The following is a 22,218-nucleotide window of genomic DNA, read 5'->3' as shown; positions in this document are numbered from 1 at the left end:
TCCGAGAGCCCTCCGCATGACCCCGCCCCGCGACCCCAACAGCCCCCGCCCCCGCCGCCTGCGCGCCGGTCTCAGCGCGCTGGCGCTGCTGGCCGCCGGCGGGGCCGGGGCGTGGGTCGCGGCCGACTGGGGCATCGGGCAACTGGAACAGCGGACCGAGGCCGCCGTGGCCGGGGCACTGGCCGAGGGCGGGTTCGGCTGGGCGCGGGCCTCGGCCGACGGGCTCATGCTGCGGCTGACGGGCGAGGCGCCCGACGAGCTGACCCATTTCCGGGCCCTGAACGCGGCCGCGGCGGTGGTCGGGCCCGACCGCATCGCCGATGCCATCGTGGTCCCGCCCCCGCCCGAGGCCGTGCCACCGTCCTTCCGGCTCGAGATCCTGCGCAATGACGAGGGCAGCTCTGTCATCGGCCTCGCCCCCGTGACGCTCGACCGGGCGGCGCTCGTGGCCCGGCTGGCGCGGATGGGGGGCACGGCCGCTGCCGGTCGCCCCACCGACCTGATCGAGACCGCCGACTACCCCGCCCCCGCCGCGTGGGACGCGGCCGTGGCCGTCGCCCTGCGCGCCGCCGAGCTGGCGCCGCGCGCCCGCATCTCGGCCGCGCCGGGGCGGGTCGAGGTCACCGCGCTGGCCGATGGCGCCGCCGACAAGGCGCGGCTCGAGCAGGCGCTGCGCGACATCACCCCGCCCGGGATCACGCTCGCCGCCACCGTCTCGGCCCCGCGTCCGGTCATCTCGCCCTTCGCCCTGCGCCTCACCCGCGCGCCCGGCGAGCCGGCCCGGATCGAGACCTGCGCCGCCGACAGCGCCGCCGCGCGCGAGCGCATCCTCGCCGCCGCCGCAGCCGCCGGCGCCCCGGTCGGGGACGAGGTTTGCCCCGTCGGCCTCGGCGCGCCCACCCCGCAATGGGGCGATGCCGCGGTCGCGGCGATCACCGCGCTCGCGGCCCTGCCGGCGGGCAGCGTGGCGATCACCGACACCAGCGTGACGCTTGACGCGCCCGCCGAGGTGCCGCCCCCGGCCTTCGACGCCGCCGCCGCGACCCTGACCCGGGCGCTGCCGCGGGTCTTCACCCTCACCGCCACGCAGGCGCCGCCCGACACCCCCGCCCCTGCCGGGCCGGTCAGCTTCGTGGCGAGCGCGGTGGGCGACGGCATCCGCCTGCGCGGCGCGGTCAGCGACGAGCGGATGCGCGCCGCGGTCGAGAGCTTTGCCCGCGCCCGCTTCGGCACCGTGGACAGCGTGCTGAGCGTCGATCCGGCCGCGCCCTCGGGCTGGACGCCGCGGGTGCTCGCCACGCTCGAGGCGATGGCCGGGCTGCGCCGCGGCTCGGCCACGGTGACGCCCGAGGGGCTGCGCATCGCCGGGGCCTCGGGCGACAAGGCGGTGGGCGCGGCGCTGGCCGCGCAGCTCGGGCGCAGGCTCGGTGCGGGCGTGCCTTACGAGCTGGCGCTGACCTATGACCCGCGGCTCGACCCGGCGCTCGACCTGCCCACGGGCGAGACCTGCGTGGCGCGGCTGAACGACGTGATGGCGCAGTCCGAGATCGGGTTCGAGACCGCCCGCGCCGCCATCGCCGGCGACCCGGGCCCGACGCTCGCGAAGCTGGCCGAGGTGATGGGCGACTGCGGCGACTTCCGGATCGAGCTGGGGGCGCACACCGACTCGCAGGGCTCGGACGCCTTCAACATGGAGCTGTCGCAGGACCGGGCCGACACCGTCCGCACGGCGATGGCGGGGGCGGGGATCGACACGGCGCTGCTGGCGGCGCGCGGCTATGGCGAGACCCGCCCGGTCGCCGACAACGCCACCGACGCCGGGCGCGAGGCCAACCGCCGGATCGAGTTCCGGCTGCTCTCCCCCTTCCCCGTCGCCGGCGAGGCCGCCGCCGCGGAGGTGACGCGGGGGGTGACAGAGGCGCAGCCGCCTGAGGTGGCGGGTGGTGATGGGGAAGGGGCTGTCAGCGCGGCTTCGGGGGTGAGTGGCGCGCCTGCGGCGGGCGAGACGTCTGCGCCGGCGGGGGCGGTTGCCTCATCCGAGACGCAGGGGGTGGGGGCGGGAGACGCTGCTGCAGCACCTGCTGCCAATGGGGTTGAGACCGGAGCCGCCATGGGCAACGCCGCTCCCGCGTCGGATGCAGCCACTCTGGGCGCCACCGCCCCGGACGGGGCCGGGACCGGAGGGCCCGATGCAGCGTCCCCGGACGCCGGAACGACCGATGCCGCGCAGGCGGAGGGCAAGGACAATGCGGCGATCGCGAGCGAGGCAACCGAACCGAACCCGGCACCACCTGTTGCCGATGAGAACGACGCTTCAGGAACAGACACAGCGGGCACCGACGCCATCGAGACGGTGGGGATAGACGCCTCGGGGACAGGTGCTTCGGAGACAGCCGCTCCGGGCACGGGCGACCCCGGCCCTGACGCCAACGCCACGAGCTCAACGGACGTCGACTCAGACGACTCGGAGGCGGACGCCTCGGGCCCCGGCGCGGCAGGGACCGACGGGCTGGCCCCCGACGCTGCACCCGCAGCCCCCGATGCCACCGCCGCCGTTACCACAGACGCGACCCCCGCAGCCCTCGGATCGGCCCAGCCCGGCGAAGCGCCGGACGCAGCCCCCGCACTCCCGCTGACCGGCCGGTTGACTGGACCGCCTCCGGCGCTCAGCGGCGGCGATCTGACGCTGCCGCCGCTGCCGGCGTTGACCTCGGACGCCGAGACCGCCGATGAGTTGCTCGCCGAAGAGGGCATAGCGCTGCGGCCCGACAGCATCACCGTGCAGGGATCGCGGATCTCGACGCCCGTGCCGCCGCCGCTGCCGCAAGGGTCCCCGACCGCCCCGCCGCCCCCCGACGGCAGCGCCCGGCCGACGCCGCGCCCGGAGCGGTGAGCCGCGCCCGCCGCCGAAACGGCGCTGCGCTGAAGCCGAGCCGCGCATGGCCTCTCGCCTGATGCCGCCGGGCGGATTATCCTGCGCGCCATGACCCACGACACGCTCATCCTCGTGGCGGCCGGCGCCCTGTTCGTGGCCTTCCTGCTCGGCGGCCTCGCCGGCTGGCTGGTCCTGCGCGCCGCCTCCCCCGCGCCCGTGGCCGCCGGGCCGACCCCCAGCGACACCGCCGAGGCCGCACAGGCGCGCGAACGCGCCGCGGCGCTCGAGGCCGAGTTGCACGAGGCCCGGATCGAGATCGAGGAGCTGCGCGACTACATCGATCGCCGCCGCGCTCGCGAGGGTTAGGCGCGCTGCACGACCAGCGTGCTCCAGTCGCCCAGATCGTCGCGCGCCGAGAGCGGCATTCCGGCCTCGGCATAGGCGGCGGCGACCTCGTCGGCCTGGGTGGTCAGGATACCCGACAGGATCGCCCGCCCGCCCGGCGCCAGCTGGCGCGCCATGTCGGGGGCGAGGTCGATCAGCGGCTGCTTGAGGATGTTGGCGAACACCAGGTCATAGGGCCCGGCGTCGTGCAGCAGCGGATGCCCGAACCCCTCGGCCATCACACACTCGACCCGTCCGGCCAGGCCGTTGGCGAGGACGTTCGCCTCGGCCGTCTCGACCGCCACCGGGTCGATATCCGAGGCGAGCACCACGCCCGGCAGCACCCGCGCCGCCGCCATCGCCAGCACCGCGGTGCCGCAGCCGATGTCGGCCACCCGCGCCGGCGCCTCGCCCGCCGTGAGCAGGCGGTCGAAGGCCAGCAGGCAGCCGCGGGTGGTGTTGTGGTGGCCGGTGCCAAAGGCCATCGCGGCCTCGATGCACAGCGCCTCGGCGCCCTCAGGCACCTTGTCGGCGTCGTGGCTGCCGTGGACGAAGAAGCGCCCGGCCTCGACGGGGGCGAGTTCGCGGCGGACATGGGCCACCCAGTCGGTCTCGGGCACCTCCGAGACGACGAAGGGTTGCGCCCCTTTGGCGGCCGCCAGCAGCGCGAGCGCGATCTCGTCGGGGGCCTCGGTGAACCAGGCGCCGACTTCCCAGCGGTCGCTGCCGTCCTCGATCTCGAAGACCCCGGTGCCGACGGGCTCGGGGTCGAGGTCCTCGCAGGCCTCGGCCAGCGCCTCGGCGGCAGCGCGGCCCTGGGTCTGGGTCAGCGCGGCCCAGGTCGCGGCGTCGTCGTCGCGCGCGTCGTCGGCGCTGTCCTCGGCCTCGGCCATCACGCCGCCCCGCCAGCGCCGGCGACGACCGAGCTGCCGCCCGACGAGGACGGCGACGGCTCGGGGTTGCCGTCGCCCTCGCCCGTCACGGCCTCGTGGACGGCGGCGGCGCTGGACGCCTGCACCCCGGTGCCGCGCAGGCCGCAATAGCCGTTCGGCACCTTGTGGAGGTACTGCTGGTGATCCTCCTCGGGCGCCCGGTAGAACCGGGTGAGCGGCGCGATCTCGGTGGTGATGCCGCCGAACCCCTCGACGGCGAGGCGGTTGTCGTAGTCGGTGCGGCTCGTTTCGGCCGCGATGCGCTGGCTGTCGGTGGTGGTGAAGATCACCGAGCGATACTGGTCGCCCACGTCGTTGCCCTGGCGGTTGCCTTGGGTCGGATCGTGGTTCTCCCAGAAGATCTTGAGGATCTGCTCGATGCTGAGCCGGCTCGGGTCATAGACCACGCGCACGACCTCGGCATGGCCGGTGCCGCCGGCGCAGACCTGCTTGTAGGTCGGGTCCGGGGAGGTGCCGCCGGCAAAGCCGACCTCGGTCAGCCAGACGCCGTCCTGCTGCCAGAACAGGCGCTCGACGCCCCAGTAGCAGCCCATGCCGAGCACGATTTCCTCGTACCCCCGCGGCACGGGCGCCCCGAGCGGGCGGCCGAAGATGGCGTGGACGGGCTCGGTCATGGCGAAACTCCTTGGCGTGGGGGCGCGGTGCGAGGGATGTAGGAGCGGCGAGGGTGCAGCGCAACGCCCCGCACCCGCAGGGGGTTGCGCGGCGCGCGCGCTGCGGGCTGACTGGCGCGGGTGGACCGGGGCGCTGCCCCGGACCCCGGGATATTGGAACAGGGCAGAACGACGATGCGGCCGGGACCTCGCAATCTCATCACCGATGTGGCCGGGCTGAGGGTCGGCAATGCCGCCGACGCGGCCCTGAAGTCCGGGGTCACGGTGCTGACCGCGGACGCCCCCTTTGCCTGCGGGGTGCACGTCATGGGCGGCGCGCCCGGCACGCGCGAGACCGACCTGCTGGCCCCCGACCGGCTCGTCGAGCAGGTCGATGCGCTGGTGCTGGCGGGCGGGTCGGCCTTCGGCCTCGGGGCTTGCGACGGGGTGATGGCAGGGCTGCGCGCCGCCGGGCGCGGCTTTGCGGTGGGGCCGGTGCGGGTGCCGATCGTGCCGGGGGCGATTCTCTTCGATCTGCTGAACGGCGGCAACAAGGACTGGGACGAGAGCCCCTATCCCGCCCTCGGGCGGCGCGCGTACGAGGCCGCGGGGCCGGAGTTCGCGCTCGGCTCGCACGGGGCGGGGACGGGGGCGCTCACGGCGCAGTGGAAGGGCGGGCTCGGCTCGGCCTCGGCGGTGCTCTCGGACGGGACGACGGTCGGGGCGCTGGTGGCGGTCAATGCGCTGGGGTCGGTGACGGCGCCCTCGGGGCAGTTCTGGGCGGCGCCCTATGAGATGGGGGCCGAGTTCGGCGGCCTCGGCCTCGGCGGGCCGTTCGCGCCCGAGGACGAGCCGGGGCCCGAGAAGCGGCTGGGCGAGGCGACGACGATCGGCATCGTCGCCACGGATGCGGCGCTGACCAAGCCGGGGCTGACCCGGATGGCGGTCGCGGCGCATGACGGGCTGGCCCGCGCGATCGTGCCGTCGCACACGCCCTATGACGGCGACCTGGTGTTCGCCGTCTCGACCGGCGCTCGCCCCGCGCCCGACCCGTTCCGGCTGGGCCATGCCGCGGCCGCCGTGCTCGCCCGGGCCGTGGCGCGGGCCGTCCATGCGGCGACCCCGGCGCCGGGTGACCTGCAGCCTTGCTGGTCGACGCGCCGGCCATGAAGAAGGGGCGAGGCCTTGCGGCCCCGCCCCCGATGTCGCGGCTGGCGGTGAGGGACTCCGCCGGGCCGCGACCCTTACTCGTCAACAGAAGTCATTGTTACCGATAGACGTAGACGATCCGGCGGTCGGCCGGGTTCACGAGCACCGGCTGGCCGTTCACGATCACGTACTTGAAATCCTTCTGGTCGGGGATTTCGTACAGCGTCACGCTGTCCGGGATGCCGGCGCCGACGACCACTTCGCCGTCGAGAACGACCGCGTCATGCGGGTTGGCGTCGATGTAGGTGCGGACCTCCGGGGCGGGCGTCAGGCTGGCCGCCGCGCCGGCCGAGCCGCCGATGGCCGCGCCGACCAGCGCGCCGACCGGGCCGCCGACGACCGCGCCGACCGCAGCACCGGTGGTGCCGCCCACGGCGGTGTCCATCGCCTGCTTCTGCTCATCGACCTTGGGCGCCTCGATCACGGTCACGCCCACCGCCTGACGGTTGGGGTAGAGCGCCTCGACCTTGTCGCCGACCTTGGTGGTCAGGTAGTCGCCGTAGGCCCAGCCCTTCTGGTCCTTGTAGGTGACCTCGCACCAGTTGGCGCTCTCGATGCAGCCGGCGACCGAAACCTCGTCGCCGTTGGCGATGACGGTCACGACCGACGCGGTCGATTGCGGGGCCGACCGCAGGTTCAGGTCGGTGGCCGCGGTGGCCATGGTTTCGGCCGAGGCGGCGCCGGCAAAGGCGAGCGCGGCGACGGTGGTCGTGGCAAGCAGCTTCTTCATGTCGGTCAGTCCTCTGGTTTTTGGTCGGGCCCGGTTCGGGTCCGTCGCGGCATGAACGGCGGGATCGCCCCGCGTGTTTCAACACGGCGGATCACAACTAGTTTTGTCAGGCGAGGCCCCGCGCCGCGCCGCCGCCGCTTTGACAAGCGCCGGGTGGCGTGGTGAGCATGGGCCGAAACCGGCGCCCGCAGCCCGTGCGACGCCGCAGCCCCCCGCCGCCGAGAAGGAGCCCCGTGCCATGACCGCCCGCCCCACCGACCTCAAGATGCTGCTGCGCGACCCGTCGCTGATGGAAACCCGCGCCTTCGTGGCCGGGGAATGGGTCGATGCGGACGACGGCAAGACCTTCCCCGTGCGCAACCCCGCCCGCGGCGACGTCATTGCCGAGGTCGCCGACCTCTCCCGCGCCGAGGTCAGGCGCGCCATCGAGGCGGCCCACGCCGCGATGAAGGGCTGGCAGGCGAAAACCGCCAAGGACCGCGCGCAGGTCATGCGCAAGTGGTTCGACCTGATGATGGAAAACCAGGAGGACCTGGGCAAGATCCTGACCGCCGAGCAGGGCAAGCCGCTGGCCGAGGCCAAGGGCGAGATCGCCTATGGCGCGTCCTTCATCGAGTGGTTCGGCGAGGAGGCCAAGCGCGTCTATGGCGAGACGATCCCCGGCCACCAGCCCGACAAGCGCCTGACCGTGCTGCGCCAGCCGATCGGCGTGGTCGGCTCGATCACGCCCTGGAACTTCCCCAACGCGATGATCACCCGCAAATGCGGCCCGGCGCTGGCGGTCGGCTGCGGCTTCGTCGCCCGCCCGGCGGCCGAGACGCCGCTCTCGGCGCTGGCGCTTGCCGTGCTGGGCGAGCGGGCGGGGCTGCCCAAGGGCATCCTGTCGGTCGTGACCTCCAGCCGGTCCTCGGACATCGGCAAGGAGTTCTGCGAGAACCCGCTGGTGCGCAAGCTGACCTTCACCGGCTCGACCGAGGTGGGCCGCATCCTGCTGCGGCAGGCCGCCGACCAGGTGCTGAAATGCTCGATGGAGCTGGGCGGCAACGCCCCCTTCATCGTCTTCGACGACGCCGATCTGGATGCCGCGGTCGAGGGCGCGATGGCGTCCAAGTTCCGCAACAACGGCCAGACCTGCGTCTGCGCCAACCGCATCTACGTGCAGGCCGGGGTCTATGACGCCTTCGCCGACAAGCTCGCCGCCGCGGTCGAGAAGCTGCGCGTGGGCGACGGGCTCGAGGACGGGGTGACGACCGGCCCGCTCATCAACGAGGGCGCGATCGAGAAGGTCGAGGAGCATATCGCCGACGTGCTCGACCACGGCGGCGCGGTGGTGACCGGCGGCAAGCGCAAGGACGGGCTGTTCTTCGAGCCGACGGTGATGACCGGCGTGCGCGACGACGCCAAGGTGGCGACCGAAGAGACCTTTGGCCCCCTCGCCCCGCTCTTCCGCTTCGAGACTGAAGAGGAGGCGATCGACAAGGCCAACGCCACGATCTTCGGCCTCGCGTCCTATTTCTACGCCCGCGACATCGGCCGCATCACCCGGGTGCAGGAGGGGCTCGACTACGGCATCGTCGGCGTGAACACCGGGATCATCTCGACCGAGGTGGCGCCGTTCGGCGGGGTCAAGCAGTCGGGGCTGGGCCGCGAGGGCTCGCGGCACGGGATCGACGATTATCTCGAGCTGAAATACGTCTGCCTGTCGGTCTAAGACGCCAAAGGCCCGGGGGATGCCCCGGGCCTTCCCATTCAGGGGGGGCGTGGCCCCCTCAGGCCAGGATCAGGTCATCGCGCAGGTCGGCGACCGAGATCCCCTCGATGCGGATCGCGGCGCCCGCGATGGTCAGGTCCACGCCGCCGGCGCTGTCGCGGGCGGTGGCGAGGATGCCTTCGGCGCTCAGCCGCGCATGGACGCCGGCGTTGATGGTCAGCACGTCGACGTCGTTCTGGAAGTCCTCGATCCGCCCCGCCTGCCCGGCCGAGAAGACGAACACATCCTCGCCGCCACCGCCGGTCATCACGTCCGCCCCGCCGCCGCCGATCAGGACGTTCGCGGCATCGTTGCCGACCAGCTCGTTGGCCAGCCCGTTGCCGGTCACCTTGACCGCGTTGCCGCCGGTGACGACCACCCGCTCGAGGTTCGCGCCCAGCACCAGGTCGGTCGCGGTCAGGACGGTGTCGATGCCCGCGTTGGCGACCTCGACGATGGTGTCGAGGCTGTCGCGCTGGTAGGTGTCGTTGCCCAGGCCCCCGACGAGCCGGTCGGCCCCGGCGTTCCCGGCCAGCGTGTCGTCGCCGGCCATGCCGAAGATCGTGTCGTTGCCGGCCCCGCCCGACAGGTAGTTGACCTGGCTGTTGCCCACGACCGTGTTGGCGACGGCATTGCCGGTCCCGAACTTGGCGAAGGACTGGATCAGCAGCAGCGCCTCGAAGTTGGTGCCGAGCGTATAGTCGAAGGTGGCGCGCACCCGGTCGATCCCCTGCCCGGCCAGCTCGACCAGCGTGTCCAGACGGTCGATGATGTAGAGGTCGTCCCCGACCCCGCCCGCCAGCCGGTCCGCACCCGCCCCGCCCTCGAGCGTGTCGTTCCCGCTCCACCCGCTCAGCGTGTCGTTGCCGGCCATCCCGGCGAGCCAGTTGCCCGCCGTGTTGCCGTTGACCCGGTCGTTGCCGTGACCGGCCAGCACGTTCTCGATCACCGTGCCCTCGGCGATCGAGAGGTTGCCGGTCTTGCCATAGACGCTCGACACCGATCCGCCGGCGAGGTTGATCACCTGCGCGGCGCGGTCGCTGCCCACCCGCAGCCAGTCGGTCCCGCCCTGGTCGAAGATCGTGCAGGTCACCATCTGCCCCGTGGTCAGCATCCGGTTGGCCAGCCCGAAGGCGCCGCCGACGTTGCAGCCCTCGCCCCAGGTCGAGTTGGTGCCGTTGATGTTCTGCGGCAGCCCGTAAAGCTGCTGCATCGCCAGGATGTCGGCGATCATCGGGGTGACGACGAAGCCGTAGCTCGCGTTGACCGTGGTGTTGTCGGTCTGGCTGAAATACGACATCACCGTCGCCTGCCAGCTGTCGTTGACATAGGCGTTGTCGCGCCCGTACGTCGCCGAGCCGTTGTAGGGGCCGCCGTGGCCGAGCCCCAGCGCGTGGCCGATCTCGTGGATGTAGGTCTGGTAGTAGTAGCTGGCGAAGCCTTCGCCCGGCTGGTCGCGCCAGTAGAGCGGGATGTTGACGGTCGAGCGCGTGACCGTGCCCCCCGACATGGCGTCGGCCGTGCAATAGGCGCCCGCCTGATCGTCGTTGGTAAAGCGGATATGCGCCCCCGACCCGGCGGTCGAGTTGGTGTTGAAGCGGATCCCCGTGACCTCTGACCAGGCGTTCAGCGCCATCACCGCGACCGAGCGCTCCGCCGCGCTGAGGTCGGTCAGGTCGCAGTTCAGCACCCCGCCCTGCGCCACGTCATAGGCGCGCGGTCTCTCGCCCATGTCGCGCCAGAAGCCGTCGCTGAGATAGGTGGCGATCTCGTCGTTGGTCCAGGGCCGGGGCTGGTCGTAGCTGACCGTATAGGTTCCGGTCTGGGACGAATAGGCGCGCGCGGCGATGTAGTAGGTGCCGCCCCGCGTCGCGGTATAGCTGAACTGCGAATGGTTGATGCGGCCCGAATCGTCGTTGAAGGCGACGATGGTGCCGCTGGCGTTGCGCAGTTCGAGGTAGCTGTCGCTCAAGGACACCCCATCCATGGTGAAGTTGTAGGTCTGACCGGCCGTGAGGCTGACCCGAATCCAGTCGGTGTCGTAGCTGGACCCGATGCTGCCGCTGAAGCTGTTGCCCGGCGTCAGCACATAGGGGGTCGTGGCCCCCGAGGGGGCGTCCCGGCCCTCGACGGCGGGGGCGGCAAGCGGCAGGGCGGTGTCAAAACGGGCATGAGCGGTCATGGCAAAACCCTGAAGCTGCGGGTGGGGGTTAACGATCCCTTAATGCAGCCGTGCCCGCCCGGGCAATCGCCGATTGCGATGGGCCGCGGACGGGCGCGCGGTGTTGCGCCCGCAAGCCGCCGCTCACACCGTCTCGACCGCGATCGCGGTGCCCTCGCCGCCGCCGATGCAGATCGCGGCCACGCCGCGCTTGAGGCCGCGACGGCGCAGCTCGTGGATCAGCGTCACCACGATCCGCGCCCCCGAGGCGCCGATGGGGTGGCCCAGCGCGCAGGCCCCGCCGTTCACGTTCACCCGCTCGGGCGACAGGCCCATCTTCTGCATGAAGGCCATGGGCACGACCGCGAAGGCCTCGTTCACCTCCCACAGGTCCACGTCGTCCTTGTCCCAGCCGATCCGCGCCAGCAGCTTCTCGGCCGCAGGCACGGGCGCTGTCGGAAACTCGGCCGGGGCCTGCGCATGGCCGGCATAGCCCACGATCCGGGCGATGGCGCCCTCGGCCGCGTCCGACAGCACCAGCGCCGACGCCCCGTCCGAGATCGACGACGAGTTCGCCGCCGTCACCGTTCCGTCCTTGCGGAAGGCGGGCTTCAGCGTCGGGATCTTGTCGGGCCGCGCGTTGCCGGGCTGCTCGTCGGTGCCGACCTCGGTGTCGCCGCCGCGGCCCTTGACCGTCACCGCCACCACCTCGTCATCGAAGCGCCCGGTCTCGATCGCCTCGCGCGCGCGGGTGAGCGAGCGCAGCGCGTATTCGTCCTGCGCCGCCCGGGTGAACTGGAACGCGCTCGCGCAATCCTCGGCGAAGGTGCCCATCAGCCGGCCCTTGTCATAGGCGTCCTCGAGCCCGTCGAGGAACATCGAATCCTTGACCTCGGCGTGGCCGAGCCGCGCCCCCCCGCGCATCTTCGGCAGCAGATAGGGGGCGTTGGTCATGCTCTCCATCCCGCCCGCGACGATGGTGCGGGCCGAGCCGGCGCGGATCGAATCCGAGGCCGACATCAGCGCCTGCATCCCCGAGCCGCACATCTTGTTCAGCGTGACCGCCGGCACCGACTCGGGCAGCCCGGCGCCCAATGCCGCCTGCCGCGCGGGCGCCTGGCCCTGACCCGCGGGCAGCACGCAGCCCATCAGCACCTCGTCGACCGCCTCGGCCCCGGCGCCGGCCCGGTCGAGCGCCGCGGCGATGGCCGCCGCCCCCAGCTCGGGCGCGCTGAGCGGCGAAAGCGCCCCCTGCATCCCCCCCATCGGCGTGCGGACGGCAGAGCGGACATAGACTTCGGTCATCGGAACTCTCCGGTTTTTCTGAACGGCGCTTACGGTTTGGCAAGGTTTGGCAGGTAAGGATCAAGGCACGGATTCGGCACGGGGGGCAAGTATGGGTTTCACGATCGAGGATTTGGCCGACGGCGTGCTGGTCCGGGTGCTCGACGCCCGGCTCGACGCCGCGCAGGCGATCCGGTTCAAGGATCGGCTGCGCGAGGTCGTGGCGCGCGACGGGCCGCGGATCGTGCTGGACCTGAGCCGTGTCGAGTTCATGGACAGCTCTGGGCTCGGCGCGATCCTGGCGATCCGGCGCGGCCTGCCCGAGACCCACCGGCTCGAGGTGGCGGCGCTGGGGCCGAACGTGGACCGGGTATTCCAGCTCACGCGGATGGAAACGGTGTTCACCATCCACAAGGCAGCCCCGCCCGCGACCCCGCGCCCGGCCCCGTCGCGGCCCGCGCCGGCCGAGGCAGGCGCCGCCGCGGCAGCGCAAGGGGGTGCGGCATGAGCCGGCAGCGGACGCCCCAGGGCGCCCCGGCCGCCGGCAACCCCGGCGCGCCGATGTTCCACCGGGTGATGGAGGCGACGCTCGCCAATGTCCGCGAGGCGCTGATCGACCTGCGGCGGCGGTTCGACGGCCGCACTGACCCCGACGCGCTGTCGCGGCTGGAGCTGGTGCTGGCCGAGGTGCTGAACAACATTACCCTCCACGGCCCCGAGGGGTCGGGCGGCCACGGTCCGAAGGATGCGGCCAGCGCCGAGGGTTCGGCCGCGACCGAGCAGCCGTGGGGCGCCAAGCTGCGCCGCGCGGCCCACGGCGCCGCGTCGGCTGGCGAGGGGCGGGGCGAGGCTGGTTCGGTCCACGTGATGGGCGAGACGGGCAGGGATGCGGCCGGGGTCGTCAGAGCCGGTCGTCTGGAAGCGCCGGAGACGCCCTCGGGCGTGGCGCAAGCGACGGTGACGGAGCCGGATGTTCTGGGGTGGGACGTGCCCGGACAGGACGACAGCCTGCTCACCGCAAGCGCATCAAGCGCCGCCGACGCAGGAGTGTCCGAACGCGAGGCCAGAGACGCAACCGCCTCCCAACCGGTGCTCGTCCACCTGACGGTCACCCAGCACACGGGCGGGCTGGCCTGCGCGGTGATCGACGACGGGCCGCCGCTGCCCGAATCGTGCCTCGTCTTCCCCGAGGCGCGCCCGGCGCCCGAGTTGTCGGCGCTCAGGGCGGGCGGCTTCGGCTGGTTCATCATCCGCGACCTGACGCGCTCGCTGTTCTATTTCCGCGAGGAGTCCCGCAACGTGCTCTGCTTCAACATCCCCCGCCGCGGCGCCCGGCGCGCGCGCGACCGAGAGCCCCCGCGCGCCACCCGCCCCCCCGGCCCCCCCGCCGCCGGCGCGGCGTGACGGGCGGGCGAGCGTGCGAGTGGGAGATGGTCGCCGTATCGCGTGGGGATGGCCAAACGGCGTGAGCCACCTCGTTGTGCGGGGATGCTTACGCGGGGCGAGGTCGCGGGCGAGGCAACGTGCCGCGGGTCGCCTCGTTGCGCGGGGATGGTCACATGGCGGGGGTCGCCTCCTTGCGCGGGCACAACCATGCGACACGGATCGCCTCATTGTCCGGGGTCAGGAACGCGGCGCGCGGGCTTGGCATCGCGGCGCTGGCCGTCTCCCCTCCCGCACAACTCCGTTCGTCGAACGGCGGAACCGCCTGATGACTCTGTTTCGGCGTAGGGGGGACGGCTTACGCGAAGCTCTGGGCGCCGCTCAGGCACACACGGTGGCGAAGCGCAGCGCAGGACCATGGCCGGCACACCAAACCGGTCAGGCCCAATGACCTAGCGCTGACCGACCACACCCGTCACCCCGGCGTTTCTGGCGGCTGGGCCAGCGTCCGTAGGTCCGCCGTCAACTGGCGAGACCCAGCTCAGCCGGCCGCCGGCACCTGGGGTTGGATCACTTGGCGGCTCGGCCGTGCGTCCGTAGCTTCGCCCTCACTCGCAGCGACCCATCTCAGCCGGCCGCCGGAGCGTAGGGTGCGCCCCCAACCGGGCACCCCCCACGCGCCGCCCTCACCCGCCCTCGGGATGAAAGTGATCATGGATGCTCTTCGCCATGGTGGCCGAGATCCCCGGCGCCGCCATCAGGTCAGCGAGCCCCGCCCGCGCCACCGCCTTGGCGCTGCCGAAATGGGCCAGCAGCGCCCGCTTGCGGGCCGCGCCCACGCCGGCGATCTCGTCCAGCGGGTTGGCCAGCGCCTGCTTGGTCCGCCGCGCCCGGTGGGTGCCGATCGCCCAGCGGTGGGCCTCGTCGCGCAGGCGCTGGACGAAATACAGCACCGGGTCGTTCATCGGCAGGGCGAAGGGGCGGCGGCCGGGGCGGTGGAACTCCTCCTTGCCGTGGTCACGGTCCTGGCCCTTGGCGACGCCCACCAGCGGGATATCCTCGACCCCCATCTCGGCCAGGATCCCCGCCACCGCCGAGACCTGCCCCGCGCCCCCGTCGATCAGCAGCAGGTCCGGCCACGCCTCGGTCTGCCGGTCCGGGTCGTCCTTGAGCAGCCGCGCGAAGCGCCGGGTCAGCATCTCGCGCATCATCCCGAAGTCGTCGCCGGGGGTGATCTCGGTGCCCTTGATGTTGAACTTGCGGTACTGGTTCTTCACCCAGCCGTCGGGCCCGCTGACCACCATCCCGCCGACCGCCGCCGTCCCCTGGATATGGCTGTTGTCGTAGATCTCGATCCGCCGCGGCGGGGCGGGCAGGTCGAACGCCTCGGCCAGCCCCTCGAGCAGGCGCCGCTGGGTGGCGCTCTCGGCCAGCCGGCGGGCGAGGCTCTCGCGGGCGTTGCGCAGCGCGTTCTCGACCAGCTCGGCCTTTTCGCCGCGCTGCGGAACGCCCATCGCCACCCGCCGCCCGGCCCGCTCGGACAGCAGCGCCGCCAGCAGGTCCATGTCCTCGACCGGATGGCTCAAAAGCACCAGCCGGGGCGGCACCTTGTCGTCGTAGAACTGGGCGACGAAGGCCTGCATGATCTCGGCCGGCGACTCGGACCCGCCGGTGCGGGGGTAGAAGTCGCGGTTCCCCCAGCTCTGGTTGCCGCGGATAAAGAAGACCTGCACGCAGGCCTGCCCGCCATCCAGATACAGCGCGATGACATCGGCCTCGGCCACCCGCTTGGGGTTGATCGCCTGCACCGACTGCACGGCGGTCAGAGCCTTGATCCGGTCGCGCAGCGCCGCCGCGCGCTCATACTCCATGTCCGCCGCCGCCTGCGCCATCTCGCCCGCCAGCCGCGCCTGCACGGCGGTCGAGCGGCCCTGCAGGAAGCGCTCGGCATCGGCGACGAGGCCCGCATACTCGACCTCGCCGATCCGCCCGACGCAGGGCGCGCTGCAGCGCTTGATCTGGTAGAGCAGGCAGGGCCGGGTCCGGGCCGAGAACGTCGCATCCGTGCAGGACCTGAGCAGGAACACCCGCTGCAACTGGTTCAGCGTCCGGTTCACCGCCCCGGCGCTGGCGAAGGGGCCGTAGTAGTCGCCCTTTTCCGACCGCGCGCCGCGGTGCTTCTTGATCTGCGGAAAGGGGTGGTCCTTGGCGACGAGGATGTTCGGGAACGACTTGTCGTCGCGCAGCAGCACGTTATAGCGCGGCTTGAGCTGCTTGATGAGGTTCTGCTCGAGCAGCAGCGCCTCGGTCTCGGTCCTCGTGGTCAGGAACATCATCGACGCGGTGTCGCGGATCATCCGGGCGATGCGTCCCGAATGACCGGACGGGCGGGCGTAGTTCGAGACCCGCGCCTTGAGGTTGCGCGCCTTGCCGACATAGAGCACCGCGCCCTGCGCATCGAGCATCCGGTAGACGCCGGGGCTCGAGTCGAGCCGGCGGCAGTAGTCCTGAATCAGCCGATGGCCGGTGAGCGCCGGCCGTGCCGGGGCCGGATCGGCGGCGGGGGCGGCCGTGATCTCGGCCGGGCTGTCGGGGCTCGGGGACGGCTCGACGACCTCACCCGCGCCGTCGCCCGGCGCGGTCGTCGGATCGGCCTCGGCGGGCCCGATTTCGGGGTCGTGGGCGGGCGATTTGGCGGTCATGGCGGCGGCTCGAGTGATTCCCTGATCCCCCGGCAATCGGAGGGTAATTGCAACCCCGGAGTGTTCCACGGTTTCTGTGGATAACCCTGTGGAGCGGCTGCGGAGCGATGATGCCCCGGCCAGCGAATCCAAGGCGGCAAACGGTTTGATTAATATTTAGGCACGTTTGCAGGTATTTGTTTTGGTTGATTATTTTATCAGCCTGCGACAAACCCCTGATTCCGCGACAAGATTCATGACGGCCCGGTGACGACCCCGTGAGGGGTGGACAAAACGTCGCGCTGCGACTCGGCGGCGGCCCTCATGGCACCGGCTCGCCGAGGATATCGGGCGTCTGCCAGCCCAGATGCTGGCCGCCGTCGACGCAGATCAGCTGCCCCGTGACCGCCCGCGCGTCGAGCAGATAGAGCAGCGCGGCGACGATGTCGTCGGCATCCGCCCCGCGCTCGAGGATGGTCGCGGCGCGCTGGCGGGCGAAGTGCGAGGCACTCTGCCGCGCGCCCTGCATCGTCGGCCCCGGACCGATGGCGTTGACCCGGATGCGCGGCGCGAGCGCCTGCGCCGCGGTCCGGGTCAGCGCCCAGAGCCCGGCCTTGGCCAGCGAATAGGTCATGAACTCGGGCGTGGGCTTAAGCACCCGCTGGTCCACCATGTTGACCACCAGCCCGTGCGCCTCGGGCTCGCCCGTCACCGGCGGCGGCTCGGGCAGCTGGGCGGCGAAGGCCTGGGTCAGCACGAAGGGCGCCCGCAGGTTCGAGCCAACGTGGCGGTCCCAGCTTTCGCGGGTGGCGCTTGCCAGCGTGTCGTATTCGAAGATCGAAGCGTTGTTGACCAGCACCCCGAGCGGGCCCAGTTCTGCCGTGACGCGAGGCACCAGCGCGGCGGTCGCCGCCTCGTCCAGCAGGTCGGCCTGAAACACCGCCGCCCGGACACCGAGGGCGCGGGCCTCGGCGGCGGTGGCCTCGGCCTCGGCGGCCGAGCGGTCGTAGTGGATCGCCACGTCGTGGCCGCGCCCGGCCAGCGCCAGCGCCATCGCCCGGCCGAGCCGCCGGGCGCCGCCGGTCACCAGCGCCGCGCCCTCAACGGCCACGGGGCAACCCCAGCAGACGCGCCATCAGCCGGCGGAAGCCCGGCCCGAAGGCCAGCGCCATCGCCGCCATGATCAGCAGGAACAGGATCACCGCCTTGAGCATCGCCTCATCCCCCCGGCGTCAGCCGCGCATAGGACGCGCGCGCGGCGGCGGCGTCGATGAAATCCTCGGCCGAGATGCCGAAGCGGCGCAGGAACGGCACCCGCTGGCTGTAGCTGCGGAACCGCACCCGGTCCCCGAAGAGCCCGCGCATGGTGGGTTCGAGATGCCCGATCCCGTCGGCCAGCCCCAGCGCGACGGCCTCGGACCCGACCCAGACCTCGCCGTTGAAGAGGTCGCGGTCGGCGGCCAGCCGGTCGCCGCGGCGGGCGCGGACCTGGGCCTTGAAACTCTCGTGGATCGGTTCGAGCAGCCGGTTCAGCCGCGCCACGTCCTCGGGCGTCTCGGGGCGGAACGGGTCGAGCCAGGACTTCGAGCGCCCGGCGGTGTGGACGCGCCGCTCGATCCCGTGGCGCTGGATCAGGTCGGCGAAGCCGAACCCGGCCGAGATCACCCCGATCGAGCCCAGCACCGACGAGTCGTCCGCCCAGATCGTGTCGGCCGCGGTGGCGAGCCAGTAGCCGCCCGAGGCCGCGACGTCCTCGACGAAGGCATGGACGGGAACGTTCGTCTCTTCGGCCAGACGCCGGATGCGGGCGGCGATCAGCGCCGACTGCACCGGCGAGCCGCCGGGCGAGTTGAGCGCGATGGCGACGGCGACCGGCTTGCCGCGCCGGAACGCGCGCTCAAGCAGCAGCGCGAGGCCGGCATCCGACAGCCCGGCCGCGCCGTGGCGCGCGGGAATGCCGATCGCGCCCTGCAGGCGGATCACCGAAACCACGGGACGGGACGGCCAGAGCCGCGAGAGAAGGGGGACGGGCATGGCTCGCAGATAGGCGCGGGCAGGCCGCGCGGCAACCCGCCCGCGCGCAGATCGCGGGCCGCCTCCCAAACGCAAACACGCCCCGCGAGGGGGCGTGTCCGCACATCGTGTCGGCAGTCGGCGAAGGTGCCGCCCGCTCAGCGCCCGTCGCCGGGCACGTCGTCGCGGTGCTTGATCGGCCACCAGATCCGCTTGTTGGTCAGGTACAGCAAGGCCGACAGCACGATCAGGAACAGCACCGAGACCAGACCCGCCTGCTTGCGCGCCATCATCTTCGGTTCGGCCGTCCACATCAGGAACGCCGAGATGTCCTTGGCGGCGCTGTGCAGGTCGGCGGGCGAGCCGTCCTCGAACGTCACCTGATCGTCCGACAGCGGCGGCGGCATCGAGATCCAGCCGCCGGGAAAGGCGGTGTTCTCGTAGAAGGTGGTGCCGGCCTGCTCTTTCGTCTCGCCGGTATAGCCGGTGAGGATCGAATAGATGTATTCCGGCCCGCCGATGCCGTTGAACAGCTGGCTGATCCCGGTGCCGTAGGGCCCGTGGAAGCCGGCGCGCGCCTTGGCCATCAGCGACAGGTCCGGCCCCATGCCGTCGCCGGTCACGGTCGGGAACATGTCGGTGGGTTCGCGCGGACGCTCCTCGCCGGTTTCAGGATCGACGATCGTCAGCGCACCGGCATAGGCGCGCATCTGATCCTCGGGCAGGCCGGGGCCGCCGTCGTCGTGCAGCGTGCGGATCGGCACGAACTTCATGCCGTGGCAGCCGGCGCAGACCTCGGTATAGACCTGCAGGCCGCGCTGCAGCTGGAACTGATCGTACTTGCCGAACGGGCCTTCGAAGCTGAAGGCGACGTCGCGGATGACCTGGTGGGGCGCATGGGCCGCGGCGGCGTCCTCTCCCGGGGCGGCGTGGCCGTCGGCGGGGGCGGCCGCCTCGGTCGCGGCACCGGTGTCGTTCGCGGCCGGCTCGACCTGCGCGGTCTCGCCCGACTGGATCGCGGCCGGCGCCTCTTCGGCGGGAACCACCGCCGTTTCGGTCGCGGGGGCCGCCGGGGCGTCCGCGGCGGGGGCTGCGGCCGCGGGCTCGGCCGGGGTGGCCGTGGCCGGGGCGGCCTCGCCCGTCACCGGCGGGGTGACCGGAACCGGCGCGTCGACCTGCGCGGCCGTGGCGTCCGAGGGCAGGCCCTCGCCCGGCGCGGCCGGGGGTTCACCCGCGGTGGGGGTGGCGGTGGGGGTCGCCGGCGACATCTCGGTCGCGGCGGTGCCGGTCTCGGTGGTCGCAGCAGCCTCGGCCGGGTCGGCGGCCTTGGCAGGCACCTCGGCCGTCGCGCTGGTGGCGGCGTCGGCGGTGGCGCCCGGGCTAGCCGGGGTCACGCCGCCGGCCGGGACCGGCTCGGCGGTGGTCGGCGCCACCGGGGTGACAGGCGCCGAGGCGCCGCGTTCGACCACCACGCCGGGCGGGGTCGCCGCCGGGGCGGCGTCGGCCACCGGAGCGGTGGTGGTCACGGCCGGCGGGGTCGCCGGCTCGACCGCAGCCGGCGCGGGCGCCGACGGGGTGGTGGTGACGGTCTGGGCGCCGTCGGTCACCGTGACCGTGGTTCCGGGACCCGCGGGCGCCGGCGCCGCGGCGCCGGGCTCGGTCAGGGGGACCGTGATCGTGGTCGTCTGGGCGTGCGCCGCCATCCCGAAGGACAGGGCCGCGACCGCCGTGAGCGTAACGTTTCTCAGGGACATCTCGCGCCTTCTCCTTATTCGGCGGGGTGAGCGGCAGGCCCGTAATGGGCGTCGAAGTCTTCCTCGATCGAGGCCGGCATCGGCTCGGGCCGCTCGACCACGCCGAGGATCGGCAGGATCACGAGGAAGTAGGCGAACCAGTAGGCCGCCCCGGCCAGCGCGATGTAGGGATAGATCCCCTCGGCCGGCTGCGCCCCCACCCAGGTCAGGATGACGAAGTCGATCGCCAGCAGCCAGAACCACCACTTGAACTGCGGCCGGTAGCGGCCCGAGCGGACGCGGCTGGTGTCGAGCCACGGCACCAGCGCCAGCACGATGATCGCGCCGAACATCGCCAGCACGCCGAAGAACTTGGCGTCGATGATCCCGAACGAGAGGAAGTTGACCGCCTGCACCACCCACACGTCGGCGGTGAAGGCGCGCAGGATCGCGTAGAACGGCAGGAAGTACCATTCCGGCACGATGTGCGCGGGCGTCGCCAGCGGGTTCGCCTCGACGTAGTTGTCGGGGTGGCCGAGGTAGTTCGGCATGAAGCCCACGACGGCGAAGAACACCACGAGGATCACGACCAGCGCCAGCAGGTCCTTGATCACGAAGTAGGGCCAGAACGGCACGGTGTCGCGGTCGGCCTCTTCACGCGAGGTGCGGCGCACCTCGACCCCGGTGGGGTTGTTGTTGCCGGTGGTGTGGAAGGCCCAGAAGTGGACGACGACCAGCGCCGCGATCACGAAGGGCAGCAGGTAGTGCAGCGAGAAGAAGCGGTTGAGCGTGGCGTTGTCCACCGCCGGCCCGCCGAGCAGCCATTCCTGGATCGACGGCCCGATGCCCGGGATGGCCCCGAAGAGGCCGGTGATCACCGTGGCGCCCCAGAACGACATCTGCCCCCAGGGCAGCACGTAGCCCATGAACGCCGTCGCCATCATGGCGAGGTAGATCAGCATCCCCACGATCCAGGTCACCTCGCGCGGCGCCTTGTAGCTGCCGTAATAGAGGTTGCGGAAGATGTGGATGTAGACGGCGAGGAAGAACAGCGAGGCGCCGTTCGCGTGCAGGTAGCGCAGCATGTAGCCGCCGTTCACGTCGCGCATGATGTGCTCGACCGAGCGGAAGGCGAGGCTGACGTGCGGGGTGTAGTGCATCGCCAGGACGATGCCGGTGACGATCTGCAGCACGAGGCAGAAGGTCAGCACGATCCCCCAGATCCACCACCAGTTGAGGTTCTTGGGGGTGGGGAGGGTGACGAAATCGACGATCAGGCCGACGACGGGCAGGCGGCGGTGCAGCCAGCGCTCGAACCCGGACTTGGGCTCGTAGTGATCGGAGGGAATACCGGCGGACATTGTCGCTCCTCAGCCCAGCTTGATGGTGGTGTCGTTCACGAAGGACGCGACGGGGATATGCAGGTTCTGGGGCGCCGGACCGCGGCGGATGCGGCCCGAGGCGTCATAGTGCGACCCGTGGCAGGGGCAGAACCAGCCGCCGAAGTCGCCGGCCCCGTCCCCGATCGGCACGCAGCCGAGGTGGGTGCAGACGCCGATCATCACCAGCCACTTGCCTTCCTCGTCGAGGGCGCGGTTGGCATCGGTGGCGGGCTCGCCCGGCTTGTTGGCGTTCTCGGCCAGGGGGTCGATCAGCGCGGCGTCGTCGTCGGCGCGGGCGCGCTCGATCTCGTCGGCGGTGCGGTGGCGGATGAAGACCGGCTTGCCCAGCCATTTCACGGTCAGCTGCGTGCCCTCGGCGACGGCGCTGATGTCCACCTGGATCGAGGACAGCGCCTGCACGTCGGCCGAGGGGTTCATCTGGTTGATCAGGGTCCAGCCGGCCGCGCCCGCCGCAACCACGCCAGCGCCGGCGGTCGCGTAATAGAGGAAGTCCCTCCGGGTGGCGCCGTGGTCTCCTGCGGGATGGTCTGCGTGGGACACGGTCATTCTCCAATTCGGGGCCGGGGCGGTGGGCCCTGCCTCAATCGACAGTCGGGCCGCCCACAGGCAGCCTTCGCAGCCGCGGTTCTAGCGATCAAGATTGTGTCAGTCCAGCGGCCTGCGGGCTGTTTGCTGACGCATTTGGCCGCAGGTGTGGGATTTGGGACGCTGTGTAAGGCGCGCGCGGCCGGGCGGGCGCGGCGAGGTTGGGGCGGGGCGGTTGGGCCATGGTTCGAGCGGGTTTCTGTGGTGGCCGCGGAAGGACTGCATCGCCGCTTGGCCGATTCTGCGCCGCAGGAAGAGGTCGAGGGATCGGCGTTGGCCCCGAGTGCGCCGGCGCCGCCGGCAGCTCTGCCAATCGAGGGGCTGTCAGGTGGGCTAGCGGGCCGCGCCGGTACGGGCCCGCAGCGCAGTTCTCAGCATCACGGTCGCCGTCCACGACATGGGCATGGATGGAGGCGTCCGGCTCGATCTGCCGGTGAAGCGTTGGCGGGGCTCGAACGGCTGGCTGTTGGCCGGGTGAATG

General features: G+C 72.1%; 17 protein-coding genes. 6 read left to right on the top strand and 11 right to left on the bottom strand.

Translation table 11 applies throughout. The annotated features are described in order from the left end of the window. Window positions 1-16 precede the first annotated feature (16 nt). Together HGN31_RS16665 and HGN31_RS08785 are read left to right on the top strand one after the other, a co-directional pair. A complete protein-coding gene (locus HGN31_RS16665; protein WP_168782969.1) occupies window positions 17-2,893 on the top strand; it encodes an OmpA family protein in 2,877 nt (958 codons plus the stop codon). A gap of 90 nt (window positions 2,894-2,983) precedes the next feature. Then, window positions 2,984-3,241 (top strand): hypothetical protein, encoded by a 258-nt coding sequence (locus HGN31_RS08785; RefSeq protein ID WP_168782968.1) that lies wholly within the window; start codon window positions 2,984-2,986, stop codon window positions 3,239-3,241. Here the strand turns inward: HGN31_RS08785 and HGN31_RS08780 are convergent. Beyond that, window positions 3,238-4,152 carry a 50S ribosomal protein L11 methyltransferase gene (locus HGN31_RS08780; protein ID WP_168782967.1) on the bottom strand — a complete coding sequence of 305 codons (915 nt, stop codon included), beginning with the start codon at window positions 4,150-4,152 and terminating at the stop codon, window positions 3,238-3,240. The genes HGN31_RS08785 and HGN31_RS08780 overlap by 4 nt on opposite strands. After that, window positions 4,152-4,826: a peptide-methionine (S)-S-oxide reductase MsrA gene (gene msrA / locus HGN31_RS08775; protein WP_168782966.1), complete on the bottom strand. Its 675-nt coding sequence runs from the start codon at window positions 4,824-4,826 to the stop codon at window positions 4,152-4,154. The genes HGN31_RS08780 and msrA overlap by 1 nt, the downstream gene beginning before the upstream one ends. A 174-nt stretch (window positions 4,827-5,000) precedes the next feature. Between msrA and HGN31_RS08770 the strand changes: the two genes are divergently transcribed. Continuing rightward, on the top strand, window positions 5,001-5,975 hold the full coding sequence (locus HGN31_RS08770; protein WP_168782965.1) for a P1 family peptidase: 975 nt from the start codon (window positions 5,001-5,003) through the stop codon (window positions 5,973-5,975). 97 nt (window positions 5,976-6,072) lie between these two features. Here HGN31_RS08770 and HGN31_RS08765 read toward each other — a convergent pair whose 3' ends face one another. Beyond that, entirely contained in the window at window positions 6,073-6,744 is a 672-nt protein-coding gene (locus HGN31_RS08765; protein ID WP_036705561.1) for a DUF1236 domain-containing protein, read from the bottom strand. Between the two features lie 238 nt (window positions 6,745-6,982). Between HGN31_RS08765 and HGN31_RS08760 the strand changes: the two genes are divergently transcribed. Further along, window positions 6,983-8,455, top strand: coding sequence for an NAD-dependent succinate-semialdehyde dehydrogenase (locus HGN31_RS08760; RefSeq protein WP_168782964.1), 1,473 nt, complete (start codon window positions 6,983-6,985; stop codon window positions 8,453-8,455). 58 nt (window positions 8,456-8,513) lie between these two features. On the opposite strand, the gene HGN31_RS08755 is transcribed toward HGN31_RS08760, so the two are convergent. Beyond that, window positions 8,514-10,676, bottom strand: coding sequence for a M10 family metallopeptidase C-terminal domain-containing protein (locus HGN31_RS08755; RefSeq protein ID WP_168782963.1), 2,163 nt, complete (start codon window positions 10,674-10,676; stop codon window positions 8,514-8,516). A 123-nt stretch (window positions 10,677-10,799) separates the two neighbouring features. Beyond that, the gene (locus tag HGN31_RS08750; protein WP_168782962.1) at window positions 10,800-11,960 is read right to left on the bottom strand and encodes a thiolase family protein; all 1,161 of its coding nucleotides are present in this window, start codon (window positions 11,958-11,960) and stop codon (window positions 10,800-10,802) included. Window positions 11,961-12,051: 91 nt separating this feature from the next. On the opposite strand from HGN31_RS08750, the gene HGN31_RS08745 reads away from it, so the two are divergent. Together HGN31_RS08745 and HGN31_RS08740 are read left to right on the top strand one after the other, a co-directional pair. Next, on the top strand, window positions 12,052-12,447 hold the full coding sequence (locus tag HGN31_RS08745; RefSeq protein WP_168782961.1) for an STAS domain-containing protein: 396 nt from the start codon (window positions 12,052-12,054) through the stop codon (window positions 12,445-12,447). After that, window positions 12,444-13,343, top strand: coding sequence for an ATP-binding protein (locus HGN31_RS08740; protein ID WP_168782960.1), 900 nt, complete (start codon window positions 12,444-12,446; stop codon window positions 13,341-13,343). The genes HGN31_RS08745 and HGN31_RS08740 overlap by 4 nt, the downstream gene beginning before the upstream one ends. A 665-nt stretch (window positions 13,344-14,008) precedes the next feature. Here the strand turns inward: HGN31_RS08740 and uvrC are convergent. From uvrC to petA, 6 genes are all read right to left on the bottom strand, one after another. Then, window positions 14,009-16,024: an excinuclease ABC subunit UvrC gene (uvrC, locus tag HGN31_RS08735; RefSeq protein WP_168782959.1), complete on the bottom strand. Its 2,016-nt coding sequence runs from the start codon at window positions 16,022-16,024 to the stop codon at window positions 14,009-14,011. 301 nt (window positions 16,025-16,325) lie between these two features. Then, on the bottom strand, window positions 16,326-17,057 hold the full coding sequence (locus tag HGN31_RS08730; protein ID WP_244961211.1) for an SDR family oxidoreductase: 732 nt from the start codon (window positions 17,055-17,057) through the stop codon (window positions 16,326-16,328). 164 nt (window positions 17,058-17,221) lie between these two features. Continuing rightward, window positions 17,222-18,037, bottom strand: coding sequence for a S49 family peptidase (locus HGN31_RS08725; protein WP_168782958.1), 816 nt, complete (start codon window positions 18,035-18,037; stop codon window positions 17,222-17,224). A 137-nt stretch (window positions 18,038-18,174) separates the two neighbouring features. Further along, entirely contained in the window at window positions 18,175-19,032 is an 858-nt protein-coding gene (locus HGN31_RS16500; protein ID WP_425325337.1) for a cytochrome c1, read from the bottom strand. 752 nt (window positions 19,033-19,784) lie between these two features. Next, complete coding sequence (gene petB, locus HGN31_RS08715) at window positions 19,785-21,110, bottom strand: cytochrome b (protein WP_168782957.1); 1,326 nt, start codon at window positions 21,108-21,110, stop codon at window positions 19,785-19,787. Between the two features lie 9 nt (window positions 21,111-21,119). Further along, window positions 21,120-21,698: a ubiquinol-cytochrome c reductase iron-sulfur subunit gene (gene petA, locus HGN31_RS08710; RefSeq protein ID WP_425325316.1), complete on the bottom strand. Its 579-nt coding sequence runs from the start codon at window positions 21,696-21,698 to the stop codon at window positions 21,120-21,122. Window positions 21,699-22,218 lie beyond the last annotated feature (520 nt).

The sequence above is a fragment of the Paracoccus sanguinis genome (assembly GCF_012689545.1).
GTDB lineage: Bacteria > Pseudomonadota > Alphaproteobacteria > Rhodobacterales > Rhodobacteraceae > Paracoccus > Paracoccus panacisoli.
This window is presented reverse-complemented; position numbering and strand designations above follow the sequence as displayed.